The sequence below is a fragment of the Providencia sp. PROV197 genome (assembly GCF_028479625.1).
In the GTDB taxonomy this organism is placed as follows: Bacteria; Pseudomonadota; Gammaproteobacteria; order Enterobacterales; family Enterobacteriaceae; genus Providencia; species Providencia vermicola.
Genome location: NZ_JAMPNZ010000012.1, coordinates 54852 through 80325, shown reverse-complemented (window position 1 = coordinate 80325; position 25474 = coordinate 54852). Strand labels below are relative to the sequence as shown.

General features: G+C 42.5%; 23 protein-coding genes and 1 tRNA gene. 8 read left to right on the top strand and 16 right to left on the bottom strand.

Annotated features, from left to right (window positions below; genetic code table 11):
• Positions 1-241 precede the first annotated feature (241 nt).
• Genes dsbA through PR808_RS06195 form a run of 3 tightly spaced genes read right to left on the bottom strand, consistent with a single transcriptional unit; the run spans position 242 to position 2164 of the window.
• On the bottom strand, positions 242-862 hold the full coding sequence (gene dsbA, locus PR808_RS06205; RefSeq protein WP_206084827.1) for a thiol:disulfide interchange protein DsbA: 621 nt from the start codon (positions 860-862) through the stop codon (positions 242-244).
• Between the two features lie 33 nt (positions 863-895).
• The gene (locus PR808_RS06200; protein ID WP_272538939.1) at positions 896-1891 is read right to left on the bottom strand and encodes a serine/threonine protein kinase; all 996 of its coding nucleotides are present in this window, start codon (positions 1889-1891) and stop codon (positions 896-898) included.
• 3 nt (positions 1892-1894) lie between these two features.
• Positions 1895-2164, bottom strand: coding sequence for a YihD family protein (locus PR808_RS06195; RefSeq protein WP_206084828.1), 270 nt, complete (start codon positions 2162-2164; stop codon positions 1895-1897).
• 215 nt (positions 2165-2379) lie between these two features.
• Here PR808_RS06195 and mobA point away from each other — a divergent pair, with 215 nt between their 5' ends.
• The 4 genes from mobA (at position 2380) to PR808_RS06175 (ending at position 4905) form a co-directional block, all read left to right on the top strand.
• Positions 2380-2967, top strand: coding sequence for a molybdenum cofactor guanylyltransferase MobA (gene mobA / locus PR808_RS06190; RefSeq protein WP_206084829.1), 588 nt, complete (start codon positions 2380-2382; stop codon positions 2965-2967).
• 2 nt (positions 2968-2969) lie between these two features.
• Positions 2970-3488, top strand: coding sequence for a molybdopterin-guanine dinucleotide biosynthesis protein MobB (mobB, locus tag PR808_RS06185; protein ID WP_206084830.1), 519 nt, complete (start codon positions 2970-2972; stop codon positions 3486-3488).
• Between the two features lie 69 nt (positions 3489-3557).
• A complete protein-coding gene (locus PR808_RS06180) occupies positions 3558-4256 on the top strand; it encodes a helix-turn-helix transcriptional regulator (RefSeq protein ID WP_206084831.1) in 699 nt (232 codons plus the stop codon).
• A 49-nt stretch (positions 4257-4305) separates the two neighbouring features.
• Positions 4306-4905, top strand: a complete 600-nt coding sequence (locus PR808_RS06175; protein ID WP_272538938.1) for a glutathione S-transferase family protein — start codon at positions 4306-4308, stop codon at positions 4903-4905.
• 57 nt (positions 4906-4962) lie between these two features.
• Here PR808_RS06175 and gorA read toward each other — a convergent pair whose 3' ends face one another.
• Entirely contained in the window at positions 4963-6315 is a 1353-nt protein-coding gene (gene gorA, locus PR808_RS06170) for a glutathione-disulfide reductase (protein WP_272538937.1), read from the bottom strand.
• A gap of 138 nt (positions 6316-6453) precedes the next feature.
• Entirely contained in the window at positions 6454-7296 is an 843-nt protein-coding gene (locus PR808_RS06165; protein ID WP_272538936.1) for a 23S rRNA (adenine(2030)-N(6))-methyltransferase RlmJ, read from the bottom strand.
• 234 nt (positions 7297-7530) lie between these two features.
• On the opposite strand from PR808_RS06165, the gene PR808_RS06160 reads away from it, so the two are divergent.
• Positions 7531-7935 carry a DUF1090 domain-containing protein gene (locus tag PR808_RS06160; protein WP_272538935.1) on the top strand — a complete coding sequence of 135 codons (405 nt, stop codon included), beginning with the start codon at positions 7531-7533 and terminating at the stop codon, positions 7933-7935.
• A gap of 172 nt (positions 7936-8107) precedes the next feature.
• On the top strand, positions 8108-9097 hold the full coding sequence (gene yhjD, locus PR808_RS06155; protein WP_206084836.1) for an inner membrane protein YhjD: 990 nt from the start codon (positions 8108-8110) through the stop codon (positions 9095-9097).
• Positions 9098-9132: 35 nt separating this feature from the next.
• Here the strand turns inward: yhjD and PR808_RS06150 are convergent, their stop codons facing one another.
• Positions 9133-10203: an NAD(P)H-dependent flavin oxidoreductase gene (locus tag PR808_RS06150; RefSeq protein ID WP_206084837.1), complete on the bottom strand. Its 1071-nt coding sequence runs from the start codon at positions 10201-10203 to the stop codon at positions 9133-9135.
• Between the two features lie 85 nt (positions 10204-10288).
• Here PR808_RS06150 and PR808_RS06145 point away from each other — a divergent pair, with 85 nt between their 5' ends.
• Both PR808_RS06145 and PR808_RS06140 read left to right on the top strand, forming a co-directional pair.
• Positions 10289-11170: a LysR family transcriptional regulator gene (locus tag PR808_RS06145; RefSeq protein ID WP_206084838.1), complete on the top strand. Its 882-nt coding sequence runs from the start codon at positions 10289-10291 to the stop codon at positions 11168-11170.
• A gap of 40 nt (positions 11171-11210) precedes the next feature.
• Positions 11211-12212 (top strand): serine hydrolase domain-containing protein, encoded by a 1002-nt coding sequence (locus PR808_RS06140; protein WP_272538934.1) that lies wholly within the window; start codon positions 11211-11213, stop codon positions 12210-12212.
• Between the two features lie 227 nt (positions 12213-12439).
• Here the strand turns inward: PR808_RS06140 and PR808_RS06135 are convergent, their stop codons facing one another.
• The 10 genes from PR808_RS06135 to glyS all read right to left on the bottom strand — a co-directional run bounded on the left by PR808_RS06135 (position 12440) and on the right by glyS (position 25467).
• Entirely contained in the window at positions 12440-13924 is a 1485-nt protein-coding gene (locus PR808_RS06135) for a M16 family metallopeptidase (RefSeq protein WP_206084840.1), read from the bottom strand.
• 169 nt (positions 13925-14093) lie between these two features.
• Positions 14094-14792 (bottom strand): HAMP domain-containing protein, encoded by a 699-nt coding sequence (locus tag PR808_RS06130; RefSeq protein WP_206084841.1) that lies wholly within the window; start codon positions 14790-14792, stop codon positions 14094-14096.
• Between the two features lie 196 nt (positions 14793-14988).
• Positions 14989-15993, bottom strand: a complete 1005-nt coding sequence (gene dppF / locus PR808_RS06125) for a dipeptide ABC transporter ATP-binding subunit DppF (RefSeq protein ID WP_206084842.1) — start codon at positions 15991-15993, stop codon at positions 14989-14991.
• Positions 15990-16970 (bottom strand): dipeptide ABC transporter ATP-binding protein, encoded by a 981-nt coding sequence (gene dppD, locus PR808_RS06120; protein ID WP_206084843.1) that lies wholly within the window; start codon positions 16968-16970, stop codon positions 15990-15992. Before dppD ends, dppF begins: the two co-directional genes overlap by 4 nt.
• 12 nt (positions 16971-16982) lie before the next feature.
• Positions 16983-17885 carry a dipeptide ABC transporter permease DppC gene (dppC, locus tag PR808_RS06115; protein WP_206084844.1) on the bottom strand — a complete coding sequence of 301 codons (903 nt, stop codon included), beginning with the start codon at positions 17883-17885 and terminating at the stop codon, positions 16983-16985.
• Positions 17886-17895: 10 nt separating this feature from the next.
• Complete coding sequence (dppB, locus tag PR808_RS06110; protein WP_206084845.1) at positions 17896-18915, bottom strand: dipeptide ABC transporter permease DppB; 1020 nt, start codon at positions 18913-18915, stop codon at positions 17896-17898.
• Positions 18916-19083: 168 nt separating this feature from the next.
• Positions 19084-20691 (bottom strand): dipeptide ABC transporter periplasmic-binding protein DppA, encoded by a 1608-nt coding sequence (dppA, locus tag PR808_RS06105; RefSeq protein ID WP_272538933.1) that lies wholly within the window; start codon positions 20689-20691, stop codon positions 19084-19086.
• Positions 20692-21293: 602 nt separating this feature from the next.
• Positions 21294-22859, bottom strand: a complete 1566-nt coding sequence (locus PR808_RS06100) for a ShlB/FhaC/HecB family hemolysin secretion/activation protein (RefSeq protein ID WP_272538932.1) — start codon at positions 22857-22859, stop codon at positions 21294-21296.
• Positions 22860-23100: 241 nt separating this feature from the next.
• Positions 23101-23177: transfer RNA gene (locus tag PR808_RS06095), tRNA-Pro, on the bottom strand.
• Between the two features lie 220 nt (positions 23178-23397).
• Positions 23398-25467, bottom strand: coding sequence for a glycine--tRNA ligase subunit beta (glyS, locus tag PR808_RS06090; RefSeq protein ID WP_272538931.1), 2070 nt, complete (start codon positions 25465-25467; stop codon positions 23398-23400).
• Positions 25468-25474 lie beyond the last annotated feature (7 nt).

The following is a 25474-nucleotide window of genomic DNA, read 5'->3' as shown; positions in this document are numbered from 1 at the left end:
GCTAATCACACTACGTAATGGAATATCCTGTGGATAACCGTGTGTATATATTTATGTTATTGATTGAATTCAATAAGAAAGAGGTTGTTTGTATATAAAAACAAGAAATAAAAATCAATGGGTTAGCTAATACATGTTTTGATTTAACACAAGATGAAGGGAGTCGTCGAATTGTGGATATTGATTCAGCAGTGAGGGGAAATAGCTTGATGGTGGCATGATTTGCCACCATCAAGAAGGCTTACTTTTTATTCACTAAGAAATTCACCACATTGGAGAACTCTTTGCCATAGTCTTCCGCTTTATCAGCTGAAATACCGTTGTTGCGGACTTGATATTTACCATCAACAAATAATGCTGGCACACCACGCAGTTTTAAATCTTGGGCTGCATTTTGCTGTTTTGCCACCACAGATTTGACCACGAAGCTATTCAGTGCTGCATCATACTCATCACCAGAGATACCTGCTTTGATGAAAGCATTACGGATATCAGCTTTGCTGTTGATAGTTTGTGTTTTTTGGATGCCTTCAAACAGAATTGGCGTCACTTTATCTTCTGCTTTCAATACAATAGCAACTGCCCACGCTTGCGTTAAATCAGCGCCTAAAGGCCCTAAGAAATCAACGTGATAACGTTCCATTTTTACGCCTTCCGGTAAATTTGCTTCTACCGTTTGTGGCACTTTATACACACTTTCAAACTGGTAACAGTGTGGGCAGTAAAAAGAGAAAAACTCTAAAACTTGTGGCAGGTTTTGCACAGGTTTAACATCGGTATACTCTTTACCTTCCGTGTAATTTGCCGCTGCAGCACCAAAAGACATGGCAATACCAAGCAAAGCCAACATAATTTTTTTCATAGACTACATTCTCCAAAAACAAAGACTTAAATGTTAAAACTGCGGGGTTAATTGCAAAGGAGCATCCTGCAACCGTTCAATTTGCTGCGCAAACTCAAGAGATTGCTTTTGCCAAAAATCATCAGCCTGTAGCCACGAAAACGCCCGAGGAAATGCAGGGTCTTGCCAACGGCGAATAATCCACCCGAGATAGTGAACCATACGCATCGCCCTAAGCGGCTCAATCAGCTTCAGCTGTTTTACATCAAAATCAGAAAACTCATTATAAGTTTCTAATAACGTATCTAATTGAATGAGTTGCTCTTGGCGTGAGCCATTGAGCAGCATCCATAAATCCTGAATCGCAGGGCCATTGCGCGCATCATCGAAATCCACCATCCAAGCCTCATCACGCCACAAGATATTGCCTGGATGGCAATCCCCTTGCAGCCTTAGGGTAGATAAGCTTGTTGGCCATTGCAGTTTGACCTGCGCAATCAGCTTATCCAACGATGTTACAAATGGCTCTTTATCGCGTTCTTTTAACAATGAACTTGAAACAATAATATCGCGCGGTTTATCAAGGTATTCATCCACGCCTATTGTCGGACGAAATGCAAAGTTTTTACGCTGACCAATTTGATGAATGCGCCCTAATAAATGCCCTACGCTTTCGAGCTGAAATAAGTTGTCTGTTTCATATTGCCGCCCACCGATACTCGGAAAAACAGCAAACATAAAGCCACCAAACTCCAGCACCGTTTGCCCAGCAAACTCAAGAGGGGCTGCAACAGGAAGTCCTTCATCATATAATTCTAGCGTAAAATCATGTTCTTCTTGAATTTGCGACCGATTCCAACGTTCAGGCCGATAAAACTTCACCACATAACGTTGACGATTTTCATCTTGAAACTGAAAAACGCGGTTTTCATAGCTGTTTAATTCAGTCAGCCCTGATTCTAGGTAAATCCCCGCTTCCATTAGCGCGTCTAAAATCAAGTCAGGTGAAATCCCACTAAAATGGAAATTCGAAGGTTCTATCTCATTCATGATTTAGTCTTTTATGATCCCACGAGCACGCAAAATGGCCGTTTTAAAGTCATCTTCATAGTCTTTTTTTAGCCCAGGGATCACATCGTTACTGTCAGTGCCACGCATTTTCAGATGATAAATCAATACATCATCCGTTAATTCAGATAAGCTGCCTTTAAAGCCCGCTTCATCAGCAAGTTTCTGCAATAATTCAACAAGGTTTAAATCTGAGTTATCTTTCCAAACAGGGTGCAGAAGCTCAATAACTTCATTTAAGCGATGGCATTTCATGTTTATTCCTTTATCACGAATATTCGATACAAGTTATCAATAATCATACAAGAGAAAAAGCGAACTGTTGTCAATCTACGTAAAGTTTAGCGCCAATACGTACGAATATTCATTGATTTTATAGCAAAATAGAATAAATTTTAGCAATTACTATACGCGAAAGTGTTTGCAGGTAAGTTGAAACATTTTCTTGAAGATATTCAAGGATATTGAATATGTCATTTCGACAGTCAATTACAGGGGTCATACTGGCAGGTGGCCGAGGAACACGTATGGGTGGGCAAGATAAAGGCTTAGTGCCTTTGTTAGGCAAGCCTTTGTACCAATATATCCTCGCACGCTTATCCCCCCAAGTTCACCAAGTGATGATTAATGCCAATCGCAATCAAGATGAATATCGTCAAAGCCAATTGACGGTTATTACGGATTTAAATGCGGATTTTTCAGGCCCTTTAGCAGGTATGCAAGCAGCTCTTCGTTGCGCCAAAACCGATTGGCTGCTATTTGTCCCTTGCGATGTTCCTTCTTTCCCATTGAATTTAGCGGAAAAAATGTTCATGGAAAAAGATCAGCATTTGGCCTGTTACGCTCAAGATACCGAGCGCGAACACCCCACTTTCGCCCTGTTACACCGCAGTCTCCAATCCCAACTCGATGATTATCTCGCCAGAGGTGATCGCAAATTGATGCTGTTTATGCAGAAAATCAATGCAAAAGGCATCACGTTCTCATCAGAATCTGGTTCATTCGCTAACTTGAATACGCCAGAAGATAGCCGTAACTGGGAGTTACAACAAAAATAGCCATGAAACAAAATACGCTACCTCTACTCGGAATTACCGCCTACAGCGGCACAGGTAAAACAACATTATTAAAAAAAGTCATTCCACTGCTTAGGCAACGTAACGTCCGTGTCGGTTTAATCAAGCACACCCATCATGATATGGAGGTGGATAAACCTGGTAAAGACAGCTTTGAATTACGCAAAGCAGGTGCTGACCAAACCCTTGTCGCCAGCGAAAAGCGCTGGGCGCTTATGACAGAAACCCCAGAATCCAAAGAAATGGATCTGTATTATTTAGCAAGCCGTTTTGATCCTGCGTCTTTAGACTTGATTCTCGTCGAAGGATTTAAACATGAGACGATCGATAAAATCGCTTTATTTCGATCTGAGGTTGGAAAACCACTGAATGGCCTGATCGATAACTATGTAGTCGCTGTCGCCAGTAATGAAATCATTGATACTCAAGTGCCACAGCTTGACATCAATAACCCAGAACAAGTGGCTGATTACATTGTGTCTTGGTGGCAAAAAAGCCAATAACTGCGCACATTGCGCCTATTAGTTGCATAAATAGGCGCAATACGTATTAAATAAGAATAAACAAGACTTATGACTCGTACTCAACGCTTGCTGACCTTATTACAAATCTTAAAAGAAAACCGTTATCCAATTACGGCAGAAGCCCTTGCCTCCCAGTTGGAAGTAAGTATTCGCTCAGTCTACCGCGATATAGAATCTCTCCGAAATCAAGGGGCTGAAATTGTTGGGGAAGCAGGTATCGGTTACCAACTCAAAACAGGGTTGTTATTACCGCCATTAACCTTTGATGAAAATGAATTAGAAGCATTGATTTTAGGTTTGCGTTGGGTAAAAAGTAATGCAGATACTGAACTTAAAAATTCAGCCATACGTGCAATCAGTAAAATCAATGCGGTGGTCGCGGGGAATGCCCAAAAGATCCTCAATCAAAATACCTTATTTGCCCCTACAACCCATTATTATGACATCAATGATAAAATTGCTAAGGACTTACGCTTAAGTTTACGAAAAGAGTGCAAAGCCCGAATGACTTACCTTGATGGCCAAAACCAATCAACCGAACGCGTTATTTGGCCAATTGCCATTGGTTATATGAAAGAGTCCCAAGTCTTAGCAGCATGGTGTGAATTACGAGAAAGCTACCGTCACTTTCGCTTGGATCGTATTCAGTCGTATTTTGCACTTTCCGATAAACTACCGTATCCAAAGGAATATTTATTAGCACGATGGCAAAAAGACGTGTTGTGTGTCTCTCCTGACAATTTCTGACACTCCCCTCCCTTATAGTAAGTACTCAACTTCATATAAGGGAATAACCATGAGCGAACTCGTCCTTTTTACTAACTCAATGTCACGCGGCAATACCGTCGATTTATTATTAAAAATCCTAGATGTTCCTTACAAACGCATTGAGCTAGGCTATGGCGCAGACATGCACACCGCTGAATACCTCGCGATTAACCCGATGGCTAAAGTGCCTGCATTAGTTGATGGAGATGCTATCGTCACTGAAACTGCAGCGATTTGTACTTATTTAGCAGATAAGTTCATTGAAAAAGGCTTAGCACCTGCACTGGATGACCCAAAACGCGCTGCTTATTATCGTTGGTTTTTCTTTACCGCAGGGCCAATTGAATCAGCCTTTACGGTCAGTGACTTAGGTATTCAATTAAACGAAGAGCAGCAAAAATCGTCTGGCTTTGGCTCTGTTGAACGCACAATGGCCTGCTTAGAGGTGGGTTTAAACAGTGCTAACCCATTTATTTGTGGCGAACAATTTACCGCTGTCGATGTATATGTCGGGGCATTTGTGATGTTTTTAGTCAAATACCAAATTATGGAAGCCACTCCTGCAATGAAAAAATACCTTGATAGCTTAGCAACCATCCCTGCAATTGCAGAGCTACTGGAAAAATAATATCAAAAAAGGCTAAGTTCATCTGAACTTAGCCTTTGATTTTAGACGAAAAAATGCTTAGCGCATCGTCACAAACTCTTCTGCCGCTGTTGGGTGAATGGCAACGGTATTATCAAAGTCTTTCTTAGTTGCGCCCATTTTTAATGCGACCGCAAAACCTTGAAGAATTTCATCCATACCGAAACCAATACCATGAATTCCGACAATCTTTTCATCTTCACCAACACAAACTAACTTCATGCGGCAAGGTTGGCGATGGGAAGTCACTGCGGTATACATCGCCGTAAACGATGATTTATAGCTTTTCACATTGTCTGCACCGTATTTTTCAACGGCTTCTGGCTCGGTTAAACCGACAGTACCAATTGGCGGATGCGAGAATACAACAGTCGGGATATTACTGTAATCTAAGTGCTCATCTGGCTTGTTATTAAACAAGCGCTCAGATAAACGACGCCCTGCGGCTACCGCCACTGGTGTTAATTCCACTGCACCCGTGTTATCACCAACCGCATAAACACCTGCAACGTTAGTGTTTTGGTATTTATCGACCTTGATGTAGCCTTTTTCATTTAACGCGACACCTGTTGCTTCAATATTCAGGTTATCTGTCATTGGCTCACGACCAATAGCCCAAATTAATGCATCGACAGTCTGTTGATGGCCGTTTTCCAATTTCAACGTCAATGAACCATCGGCATTTTTCACCACTTCTTTTGGAATTGATTCAGTGTGCAGTTTTGGCCCTTCGGTGTTCATCACTTCCACCAGCGTTTCGACAATCAGTGGGTCAAATGAACGCAATGGCGCATGTTTACGGACAAATAAATGCGCTTCAGCCCCTAAACCATTTAATACACCCGCCAGTTCAACGGCAATATAACCCGCGCCAACAACCGCCACGCGTTTTGGTAAATCTGCCAGTTCGAAGAAACCATCGGAAGTCATGCCGTACTCTGCACCTGGGATCGCAGGGATCACAGGACGACCACCTGTTGCAATCAAAATATGATCGGCAGTATAGGTTTCACCATCCACTTCAACAGTATGCGCATCCACAAAACGCGCAAAACCGCTGATCACATCCACTTTATTATTCCCTAATACACGGTCATAGGATTGGTGAATACGATCAATATAAGCAGTACGACTCTCAATTAAGGTTTTCCAATCAAAACGGTTGATGGTAGTGTCGAAACCATAATCAGGACCATAGTTGCGAATGGCTTCTGAAATCTGCGCCGCATGCCACATCACTTTTTTCGGCACACAGCCGACGTTAACGCATGTTCCGCCTAATGCTTTCGCCTCAATTAAGGCACATTTTTGTCCATACATCGCCGCACGGTTCATCGATGCAATACCACCGCTTCCGCCACCAATTGCAATATAGTCGTAATGTTTGCTCATAATTTGGTTATTCCCATTTATTGAATGACTTATTTGTTCATTTTCTCGCAGGTCGCTATCCATTGTCATGAGATAAATAGCGATTTACGATAGTCCATGCCTGTTATTTCAATTGGTATGGCCTATTGATTAGGTGAATTACTCAGGCACAATCCACTCAACTAACGTGTGTCCTGTACCTTCTGGAACCAGCGTTTTATGCAACCACGGCAGCACATTTTTCATTTGCTGTTCAAGTTTCCAAGGTGGATTAATAACAATCATTCCTGATGCCGTCATACCGCGCTGGTCGCTATCAGGACGCACAGCTAACTCAATTTGTAGAATTTTACGAATGCCTGTCGCTTCTAATTGGTTGACCATGCGCTTAATTTGCTGGCGCAATACCACTGGGTACCAAATTGCATAAGTGCCTGTTGCGAAGCGTTTATACCCTTCCGCAACCGCTTTCACGACCGCTTCATAATCTGATTTCATCTCATAGGGCGGATCCATCAAAGCAAAACCACGGCGGCTGTGCGGAGGTAATTTTGATTTCAACTGTTGATAGCCATCTTCCCGTGAAACTTGCGCACGCCTATCTTTCAAAAACTCACCACGTAATAAAGGATAGTCGCTGGTGTGTAATTCAGTTAATACCAGTTTATCGTGTTCGCGTAATAAAAATTTGGCTAATAACGGCGAACCCGGATAATAACGTAAACGCCCGCCGTCATTAAGGCGACGCACGATATTCATATACGGCAGTAATTCTTCAGGTAAATCCGGCTGCGCCCAAATACGTGCAATTCCGTCGAGGTATTCACCGGTTTTTTCTGCATGTTCACCCGTTAATTGATAACGACCCGCTCCTGAGTGCGTATCTAAATATAAAAACGGTTTTTCTTTCTCTTTCAAAGATTCGATGATCAAGCTCTGTACTGTGTGTTTTAACACATCAGCATGGTTGCCTGCGTGAAAGCTATGACGATAACTTAACATGTAACGTTTATTTCCTGAGGAAATTCAACACTAACCACCATTGTGGTTACTATTAAATAAATGCGTAAAAGAGCGCCTTTTTGAATAAAAAATAGGCCGTATTGATTCTTGTGCGCCATTATAGCGAAATTTGGTCATAATTGTCACAGTCATAAAATCAGTAAAATCCGCATGACCTAAATGCGATAAAACGCTATCCTAAACACAAATTTTGACACATTTAAGGGAAAAAAAATGAAAAAGTTACTCATCATCACCGCAATTTCTGCTGTTTTTTTTACTAGCACTTCAGCAATGGCGGCTAAAGGCCAAAATGGCTGTGAAATTAAAAAACAAAATATCGAAGAACAAATTAAATATGCCAAACAACATGGTAACCAATATCGTGTTAATGGTTTAGAACAGGCGTTAAACAATGTAAACCGTTATTGCACACCTGAATCTTTATACCGTGATAGTCAAAAAGATGTCGCAGAAAAAACCGAAAAAGTCCAAGAGCGCGAAGCAGAGTTACAAGAAGAAAAAATAAAGGGCAATGACCGCAGTAAAATCGAAAAACGTGAGCGCAAATTAGCTGAAGCACAAGAAGAATTAAAACAAGCACAAGCCGAATTACAAACCTACAAAGACGCACTTTAGTCTTTCTCATTTCATTATTAACCGCACTTCAATGCCTGTTTTCATTGAAAAATCGGCATTGGAGTAAAGTTATCCATAAATTTACGCTATAGTAATGGCAGGTTATCGTTAATAAACAGCAAATTGCTCGAAATACTGCACTAATTTAGCAGTAAAAATAAGAGGGACATCAATGTCAGATAGGCAGGAAGACGAACAAAAAGAAACCAATAAACTGAAAGCGACACTGACAAAAAGCCTCGATGGCAGTAAAAAAGCGCTCACTTTTTCTATGCGTGTGGTGAATTTTGTTACCGCAATCCCTTTTATTGCACATTTAATTCGTACCGCACAGCGTTTTACTGACCGCATGGGCAACCAGTTTGGCGCCGCAATCACCTACTTTTCTTTTCTCTCGTTAATTCCTGTATTGATGTTCTCCTTTGCTGCCGCAGGTTTTGTGTTAGCCAGTAATCCTGAACTCCTTGAAAAACTGGTTCGCAGCATCTCTGCCAATATTACTGACCCTACTCTCGCCAATACATTAGAAAGAACAATTGATACCGCAATTCGCCAGCGGACAACAGTTGGTTTAACAGGTTTGGCACTAGCCGTGTATTCAGGCGTTAACTGGGTGAATAACTTACGGTTAGCGATTTTGGCGCAATCAAGGCCTGTTTGGGAACGAAATGAAGATGAACAAGAAAATATCGTTTTCCGCTACATTCGTGATTTTTTTGCTTTAATTGGCCTATTAATTGCGCTGATTGTCACCATTACCCTGACATCCGTTGCAGGTTCAGCTCAAGCCACCATCGTCAGCACACTGGGCTTAGATGGTATTGAGTGGCTAAAACCAGCGTGGACGTTAATCGGTTTAGGAATATCCATCACAGCAAACTTCCTGTTGTTTTTATGGATATTTTGGATCCTACCACGCATGCAACACCGCCGCCGTTCCTTGTTCAAAGGCACACTATTAGCCGCGATTGGCTTTGAAATTATTAAATCAGTAATGACGTGGATTTTACCAAATTTGGCGTCATCACCTTCAGGTGCCGCATTTGGTTCTGTGCTGGGTCTAATGGCGTTCTTCTACTTCTTTGCTCGCTTAACCTTATTTTGTGCCGCATGGATTGCGACGGACGAACCCAAAGGCTCACAACAAGAAGCCACACTCTAATCATTTAATCAGGGGGAACTATCCCCCTGATTTGCCTAATCAAACGACGTTTGTAACTCTTTAGCCAGTATCTCGACTAGTTCAGCGGCAGGCAATTCACGTACCTTCGCCACATTTTGGCCTGCCCAGTGAGCCGCAAATTCGTCACTCCCTGCTTTTGTCGCGGCAGCATTCAGCTGCTTACCCACATCATAGGCGATTGGGTAATCTGGCAATTTACTCGGTTCATATTTTTTTCCTGCTTCCATAAACGAATTTATAATTCCACGAGCTGGACGTCCAGAAATCGCCGATGTTAACGCGGTATTATCTGTTGTTTGCTGTTTTAATTTTGCACGATAGCCCGCATTCGTCGCAGACTCAGGACATAACAAAAATGCGGTGCCAAGCTGTGCGGCTGCCGCACCATTGCCTAATGCGGCTTTGATATCTTGGCCATTCATAATCCCACCCGTAGCGATAATTGGCAGATGGGTATGCTGTGACAATAATTTCACCAGCGCTTGCGTAGTAAGTTCATCATCAGGCGCTTTTACATCAAACATCCCACGATGACCACCTGCTTCAATCCCCTGTGCAACTATCGCATCAATACCTACTTTTTCAATCGCCTGAGCTTCTTGCAGATTGGTTGCCGCAGCCATGGTATAAATCCCCTGGGCTTTTAACTGACTAACAACCTCGGCTGATGGCACATTGAAGTGAAAACTGACTACTGGTGGCTTCATTTCAAGGAACAAAGCCAACATGTCGGGATTGTCGAGAAATGAGAGGTAAATTTCACCCAATTGTTCAGGCGGCTGCGCATTAAATTGCGAGAATTGTGGTGATAAATAATCAACCCATTCTTGTTCATTTGCTTGGCTGCGTTTGGGCGTTAGATGGCAAAATACATTCACATTAAACGCTTTGTCTGTTAGGGCTTTCGTTTGTGTAATCAATTGCCGAGCTTGTTCAACAGAACTGGCCCCTAACGCTAATGACCCCAAACCACCTGCTTCTGAAACCGCAGCAGCCAATGCAGGTGTTGAAACAACCGCCATCGGTGCTTGAATGATGGGATAGCGTAAACCTAAGCGCTGTAGAAATGCATTTGAGTTATTCATTATCTTTCCTTTGTCTCAATGTCAGGGTACACTTTATGTTCTTATTTAAAGAATAAACATAGCATAATATTCACATAAAAAGAAAATGAACTCTGAATCTCTAAAAATATTTTGCACTGTTGCCGTCGAGCTCAGCATTACGCGTGCGGCGACTCGGTTAGGCCGCGTGCCATCAAATATCACCACCCGAATCCAACAATTGGAAGCGGATTTGGGCGAGTCACTTTTTATCCGTCAAAATAAACGCCTTGAGCTTTCCGAAGCAGGTAGGCAATTTCTTGATTATGCGCAGCGCCTGCTCGCATTAGAAGAAGAAGCTCGCCATGTGATAAGCGGTGGCCAAGATGGTGGACAATTACGAATTGGGAGTATGGAAAGTACAGCGGCTTGTCGGTTACCTTTACCACTAGCGCAATTTCACCAACAAAACCCAACCACGCGATTATTATTACGCACGGGGTCTTCTCTATCGCTCCTTGAGCAAGTGCATACAGGAAAACTGGATTGTGCTTTTGTTGCCCTACCTTCTTCACTCTATGAGCCTAGTCAGTTTTCACAAATGGGTATTAAAACAGAGGCTATTTGGCAGGAAGAATTGCAATTGTTACTCCCTGAACACGACCACAGTGCTCGCCATAATGCTGATATTAAGACTCGTTCACTCGCCGCATTTACCCAAGGATGCAGTTATCGCAATATTGCCGAGCAGTGGTTGGGGATCCCCGCTAATTTAGACTGGAATATTCAGGAGATGAATTCTTACCACGCCATGATTGCTTGCGTCACTGCGGGAAGCTGTGTCGCACTATTACCCAAACACCTTATCGAGTCGATGCCAATTTCGCCATTGCGATTAGGCCGTATTCCAATCACCACCTGTAACACTCTGTTGATTTATCGTGAGAATTACCACGTACCCGCATTTAGCGCATTTAAAGCGTGCATCACGTCTTCGCGTAATGGGTAATATGGGAAATTCCCAATTGACGGCCTGATAAGGACTTTTGATGACAAACGTAATACCACAACTGGAAAACTTATCCTGCGGGGTAGCTCTCTACTACCATAACCAACTTAAAAAAAGCGTTGGTACATTTTGTGCCAGAGGTGCATCACTGGATAACGCTCCGCTTACCGTCGATACCCCATTACGCATAGCGAGTAATACAAAAACCTTTACCGCTGCGGCAATTTTACGTTTAGCTGAAATGGGAAAAATTAATATTGATGATGCTATTTCCAAGCTGATTGACCCACAATATGATTCATTACTGAGTACTCAATACAACACCCAACAAATCACCGTTCGCCATTTACTCAACCACAGTAGCGGGTTACTCGACCACGCTGATGCAGATTACCTTAAAGAGGTTATAAAGCGCCCAGATTACCAATGGAGCCGCCTTGAACAAGTTGAGATGTATGTACGTAAGCAGTTCCCCTTTATCGCCCCCTCAGAGTCTTTTATTTATTCAGATACTGGATACATTCTACTCGGCGATATTATCGAGCGAATAACAGGACAATCCCTTGGTCAAGCTGTTCGAGAATTACTCAAGTTTGATAAAATCGGCCTAGAAAGTGCTTACTGGGAATATTTAGAACAACCACCACAAAGTGCATCGCCAAGGGCAAAACAATACCTTGGTAAGTTTGAAGGGACGCATATTCATGCCTCTATGGATGTCTATGGCGGCGGCGGGTTGATTATGTCAGCCAAACAAATGGCCCAATTTTTAGAAGCCTTATTTGAAGGGCAAGTTTTTGATTCACACGAAACGCTAAAAACTATGTTAAGTGTCGGTTCCCATAAAGATGCCGAAAGCTATCGCTTGGGTATTATGGCGAGTGAAGTTAACGGTATAACCCTTTATTCGCATTTAGGTTTTTGGGGGTCTGTGGCCTACTATTCACCAGCAACAAAAACCAGTGCTGCGGGCTTTGTGGATGACAAAGAATCAAGAGACACACTGATTAGCGTGATTGAAACATTATTAACTGAACAATAATTATTGGGAAGAAAGATAGCCTGTGTATTTGCGCAGGCTATATTTCAGACTGCTGACAAACCGATTAGGTTTGACTGCAGGTTGGATTGGTTTTGAAAATAAACGAGAAAAATCAATTCATTGATTTTTGGCTGATAACACAAAGCAGGAAAAACCACGCTTTTATCCTGCTTTGTCAACAACCTCAAAGATAGCCTGTGTATTTACGCAGGCTATCTTTTTATCGATTATTGGGCAGCTGGAGTTGCTGGCGCAACTGGAGTTGGCTCTGGAGTTGTAGGAATTTTCGGCCAAAGGACTTTATTGAATTTCTGGCGAATTTGTTCTGCATCCATGGTTTGCTTATCTTTAGGCTGTGCTAAAACAAAAGCAGCCTCTTGGGACAGCAAACGTCTCGCTTCCATATTCACTTGCTCAAGGCTTTGTGCAGCTAAAAAAGCCTGCCTTAAGCGTTGATATTGCTCTGGTGCGATATCCACAACACCATTTTGCTGGGAAATCAAACGCTGGCTAATCAGAACATCCGTACTGGTGCGTGCATACGCAGCAAACAACTGAGACAACTGCACCTGTTTTTCTTTGATCATCTCATCGAACAACTCAGGTGAAATCCCGTTTTGATTAATTGCTGCCAGTTCACTCGCTACAAGGTCTGTTACTGCAGCCATTTTTTCTGGCGCTGCTGTAACGGTAAGCGTACAAGTCGCTTTTTGATATTGCACTCGGCAATCTAAACCAGGGACAACTTCATCTTGATTGAATTTTTGGTTAAATGATTTTTGTAACGTACGGTAAACTGCTTCACGCGCTAAATCACTCGCCCAATAACGCAATAAAATGTTTGAATCATTAATTGGTAACCAATCAATATCCCAAATTAAAGACAGGGTATCTTGTGCTGGTTGATCCTGCAGGATATCAATAGACTGCGGCTTAACGGTGGATAATACCGCCACAGAAACAGGTTCTGAACGTCTTCCTTGCAGCCCAGAGAAAGTTTGTGAGATTGTATCGGACAACATCCGTGAATCCACATGCCCCGCCACATAGAGTGTCATCACATCTGGCGTGTACCATTTTTGGTAAAAATCATTCACACCTGCGAGATCAACATTCCCACTAGGTTTCTGGCCTGGGTCATATCCCATCATGGCTGAACCCTTCAAACGCGCACGCCAAACGGGATCATTCGCATTTAATGGTAGCGTTGCAACAGGCACATTTTGAGCTTCTAGCCCATTGTGCAATGCTGCTTCTGTGTATGTTGCACCTGCTACTGATGTTGACAGCCAACTCAGCGCCTGTTTAATTAAATCAGGACGGTTGTTCGGTAAACTTAAGCTGTAAATCGTGTAGTCATAAGAAACCACGGCAGGAGGAATTGGCATATCTGGATCGGTCGCCTGTCGCCAAAACTCTTGTAAAGTCGCCGTCGGAAATGCTTCTGTTTGGTGAAGTAGCGCCATTTTAGGGATTAAATAGCTATAACCTTTTTCACTCGCTTTTTCTGATAATGAACCTGCTTTAATGGCTAACCTGAGCTGAATACGGTCATTCGGGCGCTGTGGTGTTTGTAATAATTGCCAGCTAAAGCCATTTTCTAGCTTTCCTTGCTGCCATGCTGGATCGGGTTGTAACGGTTCAGCCTGCGCAAATTGCGCAACTGACAGTAATACAACACTGATAATATACCGAACTTTCAAGCCCTGCATGTAAACCCCTATGTGTTTTATATCTTTATATTTAACCGCAAATTACAACGAATAAGTTAACGAAAAACGCGAACTTACTGGGTTAAACGATATCGTATGGCTTTATCCAATCTTTCATTGCCACCACTCTAACGATATTAGACCATAAAGCTGAAAGCATGTTCATGGCTTAGTCTGAATTTTGTTGTTTTCTTTGACGATTATAACCTTTTGCCAATAAACCAAGCTCATCATCGTGATGATAGCTAGATACGGTGACTTGATTTACCGATTCATTAGTTTGCAATTCAATCGCTATTTTACGTAATGGCCTAACAATCATACGACTAACACACCAGGTCATCGCAATTGCGATAATCAATACCAACAACAAATAAGTGGTCGTCATTAAAGCAAGCGTATTTAGTGCAAATCGATAAACTCGGTTCGAATCTACCTGTAAGGTCAAATAGCCTTGAGGCTTGGCTTGTAGCACAACATTGCCATAAGCATATAATGGCACTGTCATTTCCACAGGAATGCCCACAATATACTCTACCCATTCAGGTATCGGCTTTGGCGTCGCAAAACTTAAATTCATGACGGTAGCATCATCAACAGTAACTATCGCTTTTCCCATAATGCCAGAGGTTTTTAAGCTCACAAGCAACTTTTTCGCTTCGTTAAGATCTGAGCTTAGCAGAGAATCTGTTAATGGTTTTTGAATTTGCACAACAGCATTACTGAGCTGACCCAAGTAATCCTGCTTGCGCTGCTCTAGTAAGTAACTGAATTGAATAGCTAAAAAAAGCGCAAGTGAGAGTAATGTAATCGCAAAAAATGCAACCATACTTTTTAATGTTAGTGAGCGTTGGACTTGCGTATTCATTTGGCCACAACCTTCCTAATCAAGTCGCTTTTTAAAGAAGAACGAAAAACATCTGTCAGTATACTTGATTTTATCTGCAAAAGAGTAATTTAAAAAGAAAGATTGGATATTTAAGATAAGATACAGCTCGAAGAGAATTATGCACTAACTCCACAAATAAAATGGCAGAAAGAGGGACTTTCTGCCATTCAAAAATTTAACTTACAACAATCGTGTGTTTTTCGTCTTCATCGACAGCAAAACATGCGACAAGCTGCTGGTCATATTCTTTCAGTGTCGGTTGAAATTGTGTACATTGGCTAAATGCACGGCGGCAACGTGCAGCAAAAGCACAGCCAGGAGGTGGGTTCAACGGACTTGGCAATTCTCCCGTTAATTTAATGCGTTCACGACGTGAATCTGGGTTCAGCCTTGGGGTTGCCGAAAGTAAAGCTTGTGTATAAGGGTGCAGAGGATTGTTAAAAATCTGCTCTTTCGTCCCTTTTTCCACACAACGCCCCAAATACATCACCATCACCTCATCGGCAATGTGTTCCACCACGGATAAATCATGGGAAATAAACACATAAGACAAGCCTAAATCCTGTTGAAGATCCATCATTAAATTTAACACTTGAGCACGTACAGACACATCTAGCGCAGAGACAGGCTCATCAGCCACCACAATATCAGGGTCAAGCATCAAACCGCGTGCAATTGCAATCCGTTGACGCTGACCACCTGAAAACATATGCGGATAACGGCTATAATGCTCTGTTTTCAAACCGACTTTAGCCATCATCGATAATACTTTTTCTTTCCGCTCTTCTTTCGAAAGCGATGTATTAATCACTAATGGCTCTTCCAATATTTGTCCCACTTTTTTACGTGGATTCAAAGACCCATACGGGTTTTGGAAGACGATTTGAATTTTTTGACGACGTAATTTTTCAGCTGATTTATCTTTAACTAACAGGTTTTGATCTTGGTAATACAACTCGCCATCTGAAGGTTGCTCAATCATCGTCAGCAAGCGGCCTAATGTGGATTTACCACAACCCGACTCACCTACAACGGCTAATGTTTTGCCCCTTTCGAGCTCAAATGAAACGCCATCCAGTGCTTTTAGCGTTTTTTCTGCACCAAACACACCTTTTTTGACGGAATAATACTTTTTCAAGTCCACGGCTTTTAGCAGTGGTGCTGCATGTTTGTCACTCATAGTGTTGGCCTCCCCATATCATCAAGCGGCATATGGCATTTAACTTGGCGATCACCAACGGTTTGTAACATTGGCTCTTCTTGGCGGCATTTCTCTGTGGCATACGGGCAACGCGGATTGAGCAAGCAACCCGTTGGCCTGTCATATTTACCAGGAACTACGCCTGGGAGTGAAGCTAAACGTGATTTATTCGTCGCAAATTCAGGGAGCGCACGTAATAGCGCCTGTGTATAAGGGTGACGAGGATGTTTAAAGATATCACTCGCTTTTGCTGACTCGACAACTTGCCCTGCATACATCACGATAATGTGGTGAGCGGCTTCAGCAACCAATGCAAGGTCGTGAGTAATCAGCACCAGAGCCATATTTTCTTGCTGTTGTAACTCCAACAGTAATTCAATAATCTGTGCTTGAATCGTCACATCCAGTGCGGTTGTTGGCTCATCTGCAATCAATAACTTAGGACGACAGGCAATCGCCATCGCAATCATCACTCGTTGGCTCATCCCACCCGATAACTGGTGCGGATACACATCCAAGCGTGATTCAGGATCAGGGATCCCCACCATATCAAGTAGATCAATCGCTCGTTGCTTACGAGTACCTTTATTACCACCTTGATGAACTTTTAATGCTTCCATGATTTGATAACCCACTGTAAAGCACGGGTTCAAGCTGGTCATCGGATCTTGGAAAATCATCGCAACATCGGCACCGACAATTTGTCGGCGCTCTTTCTCAGGGATAGACAATAAATCACGGCCATCAAACTTTAATGAGTCCGCCATCACTTTTCCAGGATAGTCAATTAACCCCATAATGGCTAAAGAGCTAACCGATTTTCCTGAACCTGACTCGCCAACAATCCCGACGACTTGGCCTTTTTCAACGCTATAGCTGATCCGATCAACGGCGCGAAACGGAGCTTTGTCGTCGCCGAAATGTACCGAAAGTTGTTCTACATTTAACAGTGCCATTAAATTACCTCATCACTGCTTGAGTTTTGGATCAAATGCATCACGCAAACCATCGCCCATCAGGTTAAACGCTAATACAGTTAATAAAATTGCTAATCCTGGGAACGTCACGACCCACCATGCGCTCTGTGCAAACTGCAACACATCAGACAGCATTGTTCCCCACTCTGGCGTTGGAGGTTGAGCCCCCATACCAAGGAAACCCAAAGCAGCCATATCTAAAATAGCATTCGAAAACCCTAACGATGCCTGAACAATCAAGGGCGCGAGGCAGTTAGGTAAAATATTGACAAACATCTGACGAATAGCCCCTGCACCAGCAACACGTGAAGCGGTCACATAATCACGGTTTACTTCGACCAAAACGGCTGCACGCGTCAAACGGATATAGTGAGGCAATGCCACGAATGTCAATGCAATAGAAGCATTCACAATAGAAGGGCCAAAAATAGCCACTAGCACTAAGGCCAATAACAGGCTTGGCAACGCCAACATGATATCAACAACACGCATAATCAGCGCATCAACGACACCACCAAAGTAACCCGCAATCACACCAATTGTTACCCCCATGATCAGTGAAAGCACAACCACAAGGCAACCAACTAGCAGTGATAAACGGGCGCCATACATCAAGCGAGATAATAAATCGCGCCCAACGTCATCGGTGCCTAAAATAAATTGCCACGTTCCGCCCTCTTGCCAAACTGGTGGGGCAAGTAAAAAGTCACGGAATTGTTCATCTGGAGCATGAGGGGCGAGTACTCCTGCAAAAATCGCGATTAGCACCATCAGGATGATGTAAAACATCCCAACAACTGCCCCTTTGTTGCGTTTAAAATAGTGCCAAAATTCTTGTAACGGTGTCATCGGCTGTGGGGCGCTGACAACGGTTGGCTCAGTAGATTGAGACATTTAGCGCTCCTTATTTCTTATGACGAATTCTTGGGTTTACAATGCCGTACAGCACGTCGACCACTAAGTTAACGAAGATAATCAATGTGGCAACAAGCAACACACCACCTTGAACAACAGGGTAATCACGGCGTTGTAGCCCTTCGATTAACCAACGGCCTAGCCCTGGCCATGAGAAAATGGTTTCGGTCAAAATAGCCCCCGCTAGCATAACCCCAACCTGTAAGCCAATCACGGTGACCACTGGCAACAAAGCATTACGTAAAGCATGAATAAGGATAACCCTTGCACGGCCTAAGCCTTTCGCTCGTGCGGTACGGATGTAGTCTTCACCCAATACTTCCAACATGGAAGAACGTGTCATTCGCACAATAACGGCTAATGGGATCGTCCCCAATACAATGGATGGCAAGATAAGGTGTTCTAACGCATCAACAAAATCACCGCTTTCCCCCCAAATTAGGGTATCAATAAGCATAAAACCCGTAAGTGGTTGTGAATCATCAAGGAAAACTGTGTCACTTACCCGCCCTGCAACAGGCGTCAAGTCAAGCTGTACCGACACTAACATGATGAGCATGATCCCCCACCAGAAAATCGGCATTGAATAACCTGTTAAGGAAAGTCCAATCGCGGTGTGGTCAAAAATCGACCCGCGTTTAACTGCGGCTAATACCCCAACAGGGATGCCAACAGAAATCGCGAAAATCATGGCACAGGTGGCTAATTCGACAGTTGCTAAAAAGCGTGGAACAAATTCTTCCCATACGCCAATGCGACTTTTTAGGGAAATCCCTAAATCGCCATGAAATATGCCATTGATATAATGCAGGTATTGTTTCCAAAGTGGCTGATCGAGCCCTAATTCAGCCATTAGATAGGCGTGTCTTTCGGGGGATAACCCTCTTTCGCCCGCCATGATCATGACTGGATCCCCAGGGATCATATGGACAAAAGCAAATGTGAGTAATGTAATACCGATAAACGTGGGGATCACAAGCCCCAATCGTCGGAGGATAAATTGCAGCATATCCTGAATCTCTTTAATAATGCCGTTGACGGCTCTTAGTCCGTTTGGCTACTCAGAAAATCACTTTTCTGGGTGCTCACAAACAACTGAACTTCTCTGCTTCTTTTAAAGAAGAAAACGCCCTTCGTTCCAAACCAGCAACGAAGGGCATAGACAGATTAGATACGATTACTTCTCGATGTCGACGTTTTCGAAGTGGTGCTTACCTAGTGGATCAACCACATAGCCTTTCACTTCTTTACGCACTGGTTCAAACACAGTTGAGTGAGCAATGATCAGCGCTGGCGCTTGGTCATGCATGACGACTTGTGCTTGTTTGTACAGTTCAACACGTTTGTTATGATCTGCCGTCATACGAGCAGGCTGGATCAGGTTTTCAAAGCTTTCGTTACACCATTTGGAGTAGTTAGAGCCTTGTTTTTTCGCAGCACAGCTAAATAATGTGGCAAAGAAGTTGTCTGGATCCCCATTGTCACCCGTCCAACCCATCATGACCGTTTGTGGCTCACCGTCTTTAGCACGCTTGAGGTATTCACCCCACTCATAGCTAACAACTTTTGATTTCACGCCAACTTTCGCCCAGTCTGCTTGGATCATTTCGGCCATGCGGCGTGCATTTGGGTTATATGGGCGCTGAACTGGCATCGCCCACAAATCAATTTCAAACCCATTCGGGAAACCTGCTTCTGCTAACAGTGCTTTGGCTTTTTCTGGATTATATTCATAATCCTTCACGGCATCGTTATAGCTCCACATGGTTGGTGGGATCAGGTTTTTCGCTTTTTGGCCTGCACCTTGGTAAACCGCTTCGATGATCGCATCTTTATTCACTGCCATTGACAATGCTTGACGAACCTTTTGATTATCCAGTGGTTTTTTCTCTACGTTATAAGAGAGGTACCCCACGTTCAGACCTGGTTGCTCTAACAAGGTAATATCTTTGTCTTGTTTCATGCGCTCTAAGTCAGCTGGATTTGGATATGGCATAACTTGGCATTCATTTTTTTGCAGTTTCGCATAACGTACTGAAGCATCAGGCGTGATTGAAAACACTAAGCGATCAAGTTTTGGTTTTGTTCCCCAATATTGGTCATTCGCTTTATATAAAATGCGGGAGTCTTTTTGATACTGTTGTAAAACAAAAGGGCCCGTTCCGATAGGGTTTAAGTCAACTTTTTCAGGGGTTCCTGCTTTCAACATTTGGTCAGCATATTCCGCAGACAAAATGGAAGCGAAGTCCATTGCCATATCCGCTAAGAATGGTGCTTCAGGGCGAGTTAGTGTAATTTTTACTGTGTTATCATCGACTTTTTCAACTTTATCGATAATTTTATCCATATCCATTCCCATGAAGTACTCATAGCTACCGCCAGAAACTTTATGATATGGGTGGTTTGCATCTTTTTGACGCATGAATGTATAGATAACATCATCCGCATTGAGGTCACGAGTTGGTTTGAATTCTTTGTTTGAGTGCCATTTCACGCCTTTGCGTAGGTGGAAGGTATACACTTTTCCATCATCACTCACTTCCCAGCTCTCTGCTAAGCCTGGCTCAATCTCTGTAGTACCTAATTTAAACTCAACTAAACGATTATACAGCGGAATTGAACTTGCATCGTATGTTGTACCAGACGTAAATAACTGAGGGTTAAAGCCTTCTGGCGAACCTTCTGAACAGTACACTAATGTTTTAGCTTGTACTGATGCCGACACTGCTAATGCTGCTAGTGTTAATCCTACTGAAAGTAGACCTGTTTTTTTAATAGAGCGCATCTGTATGCTCCTGTGGTGTTCATGTTGTTTTTGCTCGATGACTAACCCCGCCATTAAAATGACAGAAGTAGTATCTGTATTTTTGTTATTCATTGAGCAATTAATCAACTGTCACTCACTTCGTCAATAGCTGCATTGACTCACTACACACAAAACTCGTAACATATTAGAAACAATTAGCATGCTAATTTAGGCTAAAATAGCAATAACGAAGCCAATAAGCAGGCATTATAACCATATTATTAGTAATGATTAGTGTTTTGTGTTGGGGTTATTTATTTTTATATTTGTGATTAAGTGCTGAATTACTGAACGAATATAGCGCTTTACCCAATAGCTGCTGAAATAAAACACTGAAGGAAATGAGGATTGAAATTATTTTAGCATGTTATTATTTAGTTTATTTTTTATCCATATTAAAAACATTCGCCTGTTCATGCTAAACATAATTTTAACCAATTGATAACTTAAAGAATAAAATAATTTTTATGCGTTCCTTTTAATCATTCAAGCTGTATACATAAAATTCTATGATATTGTTGATAAAAGCTACAATTGGCTAAGGCGCTCCCCTCCCTCTCATGCTATTGTTAAATTATTGGCTAATAACGCATACTCGCTTGGATACCTGAATGGAGGCTATTAGCAACAACCTGATTAACTTGCCAAATAGGCGCTTCAAGGAAAACATGATAATTGATTGCCCCTATTGAACCCCTCACTCCAGCCTTGCAGCCTAATAAGGCATTTTTTCGCCAAAATGTTGTTCTATCATTTGCCGTTACCCCCATTCCAATAGAACTATACAACTGAGTTTGTTCCCTCGGTATATCCCAACTCACTTCATTGTGTAGCTTTAAGCTATTGTCCCCCAACTCAATACCATCTGTATTTGGAAAACCCTGCACGCCGTTTCTTCCCAAAAAAGCCTCTCGCTCTAATAATCCATCGAGTTTAGAGCGGCTCAATTGGATATCTAAACTATTCTGATAATAAATAGGTGTGCTTCCCCAAGCTGATGAAAATGATAGCTGGTAAATTTGAGGCCGTTCTAACCCTGTAATTTGTGTCGCATTGGCGCCAAACAAACGGTTCCCTTGTTTGTATTTCAGAGATACCGTCGCTTGGCCTCGTGAAAAAGTGTGCTGGTAAATCAGTTCACCAGACAAATAGCTCGCTAGCCGCCTTTGCGTTACCAGGCGTTGCCCTGCTAAAAAGGTATCAATAGTTTGAATTTGCGAACTAACATTAAATAAAGTAACGCTATTTTCAGTGCGATTAAAAATATATTGTACGGTCAGTAATAATGCCCGATTACGTTGCTGCATCTTCAATGCGATGTCATTAATTGGTATCTTTGTTTGGCTATTTTGGTAATGACTATAAAGAGAAAACAACCAATAACGGTATGGTAGCGAATAACCAAGCGCGATAGCTTGTAGCTTATTTCCATTCGAAGAACCTAAAGAATGATTTGCATTTAAATACAGCGAATCATTTATCCGTAACGGATTAGCAAAAATAACATCATGAGAGATGACGGCTTTAGGCTGGCTATCAAAAGGACGATATTCAATAGACAATGTTCCTCTTTGAGCACGTTGATTCCCACCAACGACAATAATCTCAGTTGCCTGAGGATTCATCTCATCAGGCGCTAAATTAATATGGTAAGGAACTAAAGCTGCATTTTGTAGATTATACAAACCCTGTTCAATATGTCGTAAATTTAGAACATCGCCCGTTTCAAAAGGAAAAATATTGGCTCCCCCCTGATAATGAATATTCGAAATAGCCCCTGTAATAACCTCGGCCTGTAAAATGTCCAAAAACAAGGGTTGTTCAGGGTAAGACAGATAAGACGTTAAATAACCTGCTTTAATCAGCTCTGTATTTATATAATCCGCATAGGTAAGTAACTCAGACGGAGTCATACATCGACCTTCAATCATCCCACGCCAGATTTTTATCTGCTTAGGTTTAATCTTGGGTAACCGCTCCATACCCATTAAATTAAGAACGTTAATAATGATACAAGATAGGGGCGTAAGCTGGCTCACATCCGCATTTTGCCTATTTGGCGCTGCAAAACCTTTTGGTATCACCGCTATTAGGGCAACAAAGTAAAGGATAAGAAAAATAGAGGGGGTAACATGTTTGGTTTTCATTAACGAGTCCTTGTCATGAAAAATACCTTTATCAGCGCCATAAACAACTTGAGCTAATAAATAAGCTTTATTGTAGCCAGTACGTAATTCATGAGGAAAACTCAAACCGTAGGTGTGTATAACACCAAATACAGCAATAGGTTGCAATCAAAGTTAATCTGAAAAAATAATAATCGAAAGGTTTAAAATTGCGAGGAGCTAAAACGAGAAAACCCACCTCTATGAGGTGGGTTTTGGAATTTGGTCGGCGAGAGAGGATTCGAACCTCCGACCCACTGGTCCCAAACCAGTTGCGCTACCAAGCTGCGCTACTCGCCGAAAACGGTGTGAATAATACTGCCAAGAATGGGGGTCGTCAACCCATTTTTATCGAATCTCGTTCATTTGCTGATAAAACCACCAAAAAGGTAAGGTTTCTTTGTTCTTTTACCAAACTCACTACAAAAATAAGCGCTAAATACAATTTAGCGCTTATTTATCAAACAGATTAACTTTTATAAAAAGACACTCAGTTGCACATTAAATGTGCAATTTGGCCTTATTGTAGTAAAGAAATATCTGCCACCTTTAAAAATAGCTCACGTAACTGGCTTAAAAGTGTTAAACGGTTCACTCGAACAGCTTGATCTTCATCCATTACCATGACATTTTCAAAGAATTCATCAACGACATCACGTAAAGAAGCGAGCTCAGCAAGTGCATCTTGATAGTTTCTTTCTGCAAACATTGGTGCTAGCTTATCTTGCAGAACAACAACATGTGTCGCCAGTTTCACTTCTTCTGGCGTTTTCAGCACGGATGCTAAAACAGTATCAGATAATTTCTCATCTGATTTACTCAGAATATTTGAAACTCGCTTATTTGCCGCCGCAAGGGCCTGTGCTTCTTCCAATGTACGGAAATGCGTAACTGCTTTCACGCGTGCATCAAAGTCAGCAGGCTGCGTTGGACGACGCGCTAATACCGCTTGAATGGTATCAATGCTATAACCTAGCTCTTGATACCAAGAACGGAAACGGCCAAGCATAAATTCAACCACATCATTGACTACATCTTTGTTGGTTAATTTATCACCGTATAAACGTGCAGCCTCTTCAGTCATTTCCACTAAATCAAGCTGGTAACCTTTTTCAACGATAATACGCAGAACACCTAATGCGGCACGACGCAAAGCAAATGGGTCTTTATCCCCTTTAGGGTGCTGGCCGATTCCGAAGATACCCGCTAATGTGTCCATCTTCTCTGCAAGTGCTAATGCAGCAGAAACATCAGTAGAAGGTAGCTCATCACCAGCAAAACGTGGTTGATACTGCTCTTTAAGTGCTAATGCAACGTCTTCTGATTCACCATCATGGCGTGCATAATGCATTCCCATGACACCTTGTGTATCAGTAAATTCGAAGACCATGTTGGTCATTAAATCACATTTCGCTAATAACCCTGCACGAGTTGCATGGTTAACATCCGCACCAATTTTACCTGCAATCCAACCCGCTAAAGCTTCTAAACGATCCGTTTTATCACGCAATGTCCCTAATTGTTTTTGGAACAAGACAGTTTCTAGGCGTGGTAAATTATCTTCTAAACGTTGCTTACGGTCAGTTTTAAAGAAAAACTCCGCATCGGCTAGACGAGGACGAACGACTTTTTCGTTACCAGAAATAATCTGCTGTGGATCGGAAGATTCAATATTCGCCACGAAAATGAAATTTGGCATTAAATTGCCGGCGTTATCATAAACAGGGAAATATTTTTGGTCGCCTTTCATAGTATAAACCAGCGCCTCTGAAGGAACTTCTAAGAATTTCTCTTCAAATTTAGCAGTTAATACCACTGGCCATTCAACCAATGAAGCAACTTCTTCTAATAAGCTTTCGGTTAAGTCTGCTTTTCCACCCAACGCTTGGGCCGCTTTTTCTGCGTCGGCTTTGATAACCGCTTTACGCTCTTCGTAATCCGCCATGACTTTACCGCGTTCGCGTAAAATAGCCGGATATTGCTCAGCATTATCAATCGTAAACTCAGGTTCGCCCATAAAGCGGTGACCACGAATCGTTCTCGCGCTCTTAATGCCTAAAATTTCACCGTCAATAACATCGCTACCCAGTAGCAGTGTAACAGTATGAACAGGACGCACAAATTGTGTGTCTTTATCTGCCCAACGCATCAATTTAGGGATAGGCAGTTTCGCTAATGAACGGCTGACCATATCCACCAGCAATTCGCTGACAGCTTGGCCTTTCATTTGCGCACGATACAGTAACCATTCGCCTTTATCTGTCGTCAAACGCTCTGCTTGATCAACAGTAATACCACAACCACGCGCCCAGCCTTCCGCCGCTTTAGTCGGCTGTCCGTCTGCACCAAATGCTTGGGCAATAGCAGGGCCGCGTTTTTCAACTTCACGATCAGGTTGTGATGCCGCTAAATCGGCGATTTTAAGCGCTAAACGACGCGGAGCAGCAAACCAAGTTACTGCGCCGTGAGCAATGTCAGCTCCATCAAGCTCTGCGGTAAAGTTTACAGCGAATGATTCAGCTAATGAACGAAGAGCCTTCGGCGGTAACTCTTCGGTACCGATTTCCACAAGGAAAGTCTGTTGAGTCATGACAGCC

Excerpts from the sequence above, each read along its gene's own strand:
- dsbA (WP_206084827.1), bottom strand. The coding sequence starts at position 862 with ATGAAAAAAATTATGTTGGCTTTGCTTGGTATTGCCATGTCTTTTGGT.
- PR808_RS06130 (WP_206084841.1), bottom strand. The coding sequence starts at position 14,792 with ATGAATACGCAAGTCCAACGCTCACTAACATTAAAAAGTATGGTTGCA.
- dppB (WP_206084845.1), bottom strand. The coding sequence starts at position 18,915 with ATGCTGCAATTTATCCTCCGACGATTGGGGCTTGTGATCCCCACGTTT.
- yhjD (WP_206084836.1), top strand. The coding sequence starts at position 8,108 with ATGTCAGATAGGCAGGAAGACGAACAAAAAGAAACCAATAAACTGAAA.
- PR808_RS06100 (WP_272538932.1), bottom strand. The coding sequence starts at position 22,859 with ATGAAAACCAAACATGTTACCCCCTCTATTTTTCTTATCCTTTACTTT.
- dppC (WP_206084844.1), bottom strand. The coding sequence starts at position 17,885 with ATGTCTCAATCTACTGAGCCAACCGTTGTCAGCGCCCCACAGCCGATG.
- PR808_RS06150 (WP_206084837.1), bottom strand. The coding sequence starts at position 10,203 with ATGAATAACTCAAATGCATTTCTACAGCGCTTAGGTTTACGCTATCCC.
- PR808_RS06200 (WP_272538939.1), bottom strand. The coding sequence starts at position 1,891 with ATGAATGAGATAGAACCTTCGAATTTCCATTTTAGTGGGATTTCACCT.
- PR808_RS06175 (WP_272538938.1), top strand. The coding sequence starts at position 4,306 with ATGAGCGAACTCGTCCTTTTTACTAACTCAATGTCACGCGGCAATACC.
- dppA (WP_272538933.1), bottom strand. The coding sequence starts at position 20,691 with ATGCGCTCTATTAAAAAAACAGGTCTACTTTCAGTAGGATTAACACTA.
- dppD (WP_206084843.1), bottom strand. The coding sequence starts at position 16,970 with ATGGCACTGTTAAATGTAGAACAACTTTCGGTACATTTCGGCGACGAC.
- PR808_RS06165 (WP_272538936.1), bottom strand. The coding sequence starts at position 7,296 with ATGTTAAGTTATCGTCATAGCTTTCACGCAGGCAACCATGCTGATGTG.
- PR808_RS06135 (WP_206084840.1), bottom strand. The coding sequence starts at position 13,924 with ATGCAGGGCTTGAAAGTTCGGTATATTATCAGTGTTGTATTACTGTCA.
- PR808_RS06195 (WP_206084828.1), bottom strand. The coding sequence starts at position 2,164 with ATGAAATGCCATCGCTTAAATGAAGTTATTGAGCTTCTGCACCCTGTT.
- PR808_RS06180 (WP_206084831.1), top strand. The coding sequence starts at position 3,558 with ATGACTCGTACTCAACGCTTGCTGACCTTATTACAAATCTTAAAAGAA.
- dppF (WP_206084842.1), bottom strand. The coding sequence starts at position 15,993 with ATGAGTGACAAACATGCAGCACCACTGCTAAAAGCCGTGGACTTGAAA.
- mobB (WP_206084830.1), top strand. The coding sequence starts at position 2,970 with ATGAAACAAAATACGCTACCTCTACTCGGAATTACCGCCTACAGCGGC.
- mobA (WP_206084829.1), top strand. The coding sequence starts at position 2,380 with ATGTCATTTCGACAGTCAATTACAGGGGTCATACTGGCAGGTGGCCGA.
- glyS (WP_272538931.1), bottom strand. The coding sequence starts at position 25,467 with ATGACTCAACAGACTTTCCTTGTGGAAATCGGTACCGAAGAGTTACCG.
- PR808_RS06145 (WP_206084838.1), top strand. The coding sequence starts at position 10,289 with ATGAACTCTGAATCTCTAAAAATATTTTGCACTGTTGCCGTCGAGCTC.
- PR808_RS06140 (WP_272538934.1), top strand. The coding sequence starts at position 11,211 with ATGACAAACGTAATACCACAACTGGAAAACTTATCCTGCGGGGTAGCT.
- PR808_RS06160 (WP_272538935.1), top strand. The coding sequence starts at position 7,531 with ATGAAAAAGTTACTCATCATCACCGCAATTTCTGCTGTTTTTTTTACT.
- gorA (WP_272538937.1), bottom strand. The coding sequence starts at position 6,315 with ATGAGCAAACATTACGACTATATTGCAATTGGTGGCGGAAGCGGTGGT.